Genomic DNA, 3,183 nt, shown 5'->3' on the forward strand with positions numbered 1-3,183 from the left:
GGGCTGTTCGTGCAGCATCATCGTGGCGACAAGCTGGTTCGTGGCAGTCTGTTTCCCCAAGCCTGGGTTCGCGACATGCAAAAGCAGATCAAACTGAGCGACGATGCTCTTGGAGACAACCTGACCCTGGTTGGATTCGGTGTTGACCCGTTGTCACTGCTAACCACCGATCAGATCGTTTCCTGGGAAAAAATGGGAGGCCACTTCCTGGAGATCAGAACACGCGGACAACGCTCCGGCGGCAGTTGTGACTTCATCGAAGATATGAACCATGACATCCTGCCGCTGGCTGCCAAAGGAACGCTCGTCGCGGTTCGTCCCGACCGTATCGTCATGCACCACGCCCCTGGCGCGCAGGCAGGCAGTCTTCTTCGGGACTGCAGGGGCCTGCTGGTCAGCGAAGACGCCACTCCTGACAGCATTTCCATTACCATCAACGAGCCCCCTCGATTAAGAGCCTGAAGATGCCTTCCCCCACTTTCCCTTCAGAAGCAACTGAGCAAGAGCCTCTCACTCGAGGCCACAAGAAGCGTGAACGTACCCGTCGCGGCCTGGTGGACGCGGCCTTGCGTCTTGTCGCACGTAAGGAGGTGGGGGAGATTGCACTGCTCGATGTCGCCTCGGAGGCCGCGGTATCCAACGGCACCATCTACAACTATTTTCGAACGCGCGACGAAGTACTCGAGGCGGTTGGCATCGCCATGGCGAGTGAGTTCTCCGATGCCATTTCCGCCCTGAGTTCGGACGTGCACTGCGGTGCACAGCGGCTTTCGATTGGTGTGCGCATGTTCGTATGCCGGGCCGCCTACGACCATCAATGGGCTAACGCACTACTGCGTATCATCCATTCCGATCAGACCATGCGCTCGCGTTTGGCTGCACATGTGCTGGGCGACCTGCGTGAGGGGCTGCGCGCGGGTACTTTCGCTTATGAGGACGAGGGGATCGCCCTGGACATGGTCGTATCCTGCACAACCGGCGCCATGCGCTCGGTTGTCGAAGGGCGTGCGGTGGCGGAGCACGATCAGCGGGTTGCCGAGATGATTCTCAAGGCTCTGGGTGTAACACCTGCCAGAGCCAAGAGAATCGCCGGTAAGCCGCTACCCTAGTCCTGATGTCATCATTGACCGGCTAAACCCTAATGCCAGTCAGTTAACGCTTTGAACACCGCAACTCCTGTGGGAGCGAGCTTGCTCCGGGCGGCGTTCCGACGATGACGATCGCATAGTCGACACCTGCGTTGCCTGACAGTCCGCTATCGCGAGCAAGCTCGCTCCCACAGGTTTTGCGCCTTAACTGACTGGCATTAGGCTAAACCCGGCCAATCCATTGCCGATAGCTCTTCGCCTGGCGACGAGACTTCAGCTGATTGCCGATCAATGCCATGAGTGGCGACGTCCCGGGTTTTGTCCGTTTGCCTTGGCTCAACAAACCGAGCTGCTTCTTGATCACCGACGCCACTGCAAGCGATGCCAGCGCCTTATTCTTCCAGCGCACGACGATGGGCTCCACTTCGGTGTCCTTACCTTCCATCCACTGGCTTGGCAGGGCCGGTTCGATTGCCAACGCAGTGGCCAGCCCCACCATCGACACCGATCCGCTCACCACTCGCTCCGCCACCTCCTTTCTACGCACGCCGCCGGTGACCATCAGCGGCATGCGCGCTATTTTTCCTATTTTTTCCGCGCACTCGAGAAAGTACGCTTCTCGAGCCAAGCGGCTGCCGTCGCGGGTTTGCCCCTGCATTGCCGGGCTTTCGTAGCTGCCGCCGGACAACTCGACCAGGTCGACCGCCTTGGCGTTGAGCATTTCCACCACGCGAGCGGCATCCTCGGCATCGAAGCCACCGCGCTGAAAGTCCGCGGAATTGAGCTTCACAGCGACGCAAAAAATCGGTGCCACCCGCTGACGTATTGCGTCGATGGTTCGCAGGAGAATTTGCGCACGATTTTCCAGGCTGCCACCCCAGCGGTCGCTACGCCGGTTGGTCAAGGGCGAAAGGAATTGGCTGAACAGGTAGCCATGCGCTGCATGAATCTCCACGCCGGTGAATCCGGCACGCTCGGCCAGCACCGCCGCCTGGGTATAGCGCTCGATCAGCTCTTCGATCTCCTGCTCCTCCAAAGCCCTGGGCGGCACAAAAGCTTTTGATAGTCCGGGAATGTCGACAGCCACTGCAGAGGGGCCCCGTGCCGATTGCCCCATTGAAGCCAAGAGCTGCCGTCCGGGATGATTGATTTGCATCCAGGCCTGGGCTCCACGGCTGCGGCAAGCATCGGCCCATAACCTGAATTCGCCCAGGTTGCGATCGTCTTCAAGCACCACGCCAGCGGGGCCGGTCAAGGCGTGGCGGTCAACCATGACGTTGCCAGTGATGATCAGGCCGGCACCACCCTGGGCCCAACGCCGATAGAGCTTGACCAGCGCTTCCCCAGGAGCGTGATCCTCATTGGCAAGGTTCTCCTCCATGGCGGCCTTGGCGATCCGGTTCGGAATCACCGTGCCGTTAGGCAAGCGAAGTGGTTTGAAGAGCTTTGAGCCGGTCATGTTCTGTCCTTCAACTGATGAAAATACGGCCAGCCCGCGCAGGGCTTGATGTGCCGAGAAGGCAAGCCTGAAACACAATTGAACACGTGTGTTCAGTTGTGTCAATGGCGCAGGGCTTTAATTGACCTGGCTTCAGGCCGATTTTCAGGCAGAAAAACCTACACGCTTAAAAATAGGGTTGACGTAAAATGAACACGAGTGTTCAATCGGTCCATAAGGTAATCCTGGAGAGAGAACCGTGGAATCCCTGAATCCAACACAGCGCCGCATTCATCAAGCCGCCTTCCGCCTGTTCGCTGAAAGAGGCACCTCACAAGTGAACATTCTCGACCTCGCCCAAGAGGCAGGCGTGGCGCGCGGAACGGTCTATAGCAACATCGACAGCATGGAAAGCCTGTTCGAGGCAGTCGCAGGTCATCTGGCCAGGGAGATGCATGAGCGCGTCAACAAGAGCTTCAATTCCCTCTCTGATCCGGCTCAGCGCCTTGCCAATGGCATTCGATTGTTCATTCGTCGAGCGCACGAAGACTCACAGTGGGGCGCGTTCATCCATAAGTTCGCCATGAGCAATTCTTCGTTACGCGAAATGTTCAGCAGCCAGGCGACTACGGATCTTCTGAGCGGGCTTTCCACTGG

Annotated in this window: 3 protein-coding genes and 1 pseudogene; 3 read left to right on the top strand and 1 reads right to left on the bottom strand. The window is 58.5% G+C overall.

Annotated features, from left to right (window positions below):
- Both ACXRVY_RS21605 and ACXRVY_RS21610 read left to right on the top strand, forming a co-directional pair.
- A pseudogene (locus ACXRVY_RS21605) lies at window positions 1-462 on the top strand (3-(3-hydroxyphenyl)propionate hydroxylase); the annotation flags it as partial.
- A gap of 2 nt (window positions 463-464) precedes the next feature.
- Window positions 465-1,109: a TetR/AcrR family transcriptional regulator gene (locus ACXRVY_RS21610; RefSeq protein ID WP_223458873.1), complete on the top strand. Its 645-nt coding sequence runs from the start codon at window positions 465-467 to the stop codon at window positions 1,107-1,109.
- Between the two features lie 202 nt (window positions 1,110-1,311).
- On the opposite strand, the gene ACXRVY_RS21615 is transcribed toward ACXRVY_RS21610, so the two are convergent.
- Window positions 1,312-2,547, bottom strand: coding sequence for an NADH:flavin oxidoreductase/NADH oxidase family protein (locus ACXRVY_RS21615; protein WP_457266164.1), 1,236 nt, complete (start codon window positions 2,545-2,547; stop codon window positions 1,312-1,314).
- A gap of 238 nt (window positions 2,548-2,785) precedes the next feature.
- On the opposite strand from ACXRVY_RS21615, the gene ACXRVY_RS21620 reads away from it, so the two are divergent.
- Window positions 2,786-3,183: TetR/AcrR family transcriptional regulator (locus ACXRVY_RS21620; protein ID WP_458238198.1), on the top strand; the 398-nt coding region annotated here is incomplete at its 3' end.

It is taken from the genome of Pseudomonas sp. P5_A2_2 (assembly GCF_054177685.1).

Coding starts and splice junctions, on each gene's coding strand:
- ACXRVY_RS21615 (WP_457266164.1), bottom strand. CDS start 2,547: ATGACCGGCTCAAAGCTCTTCAAACCACTTCGCTTGCCTAACGGCACG.
- ACXRVY_RS21610 (WP_223458873.1), top strand. CDS start 465: ATGCCTTCCCCCACTTTCCCTTCAGAAGCAACTGAGCAAGAGCCTCTC.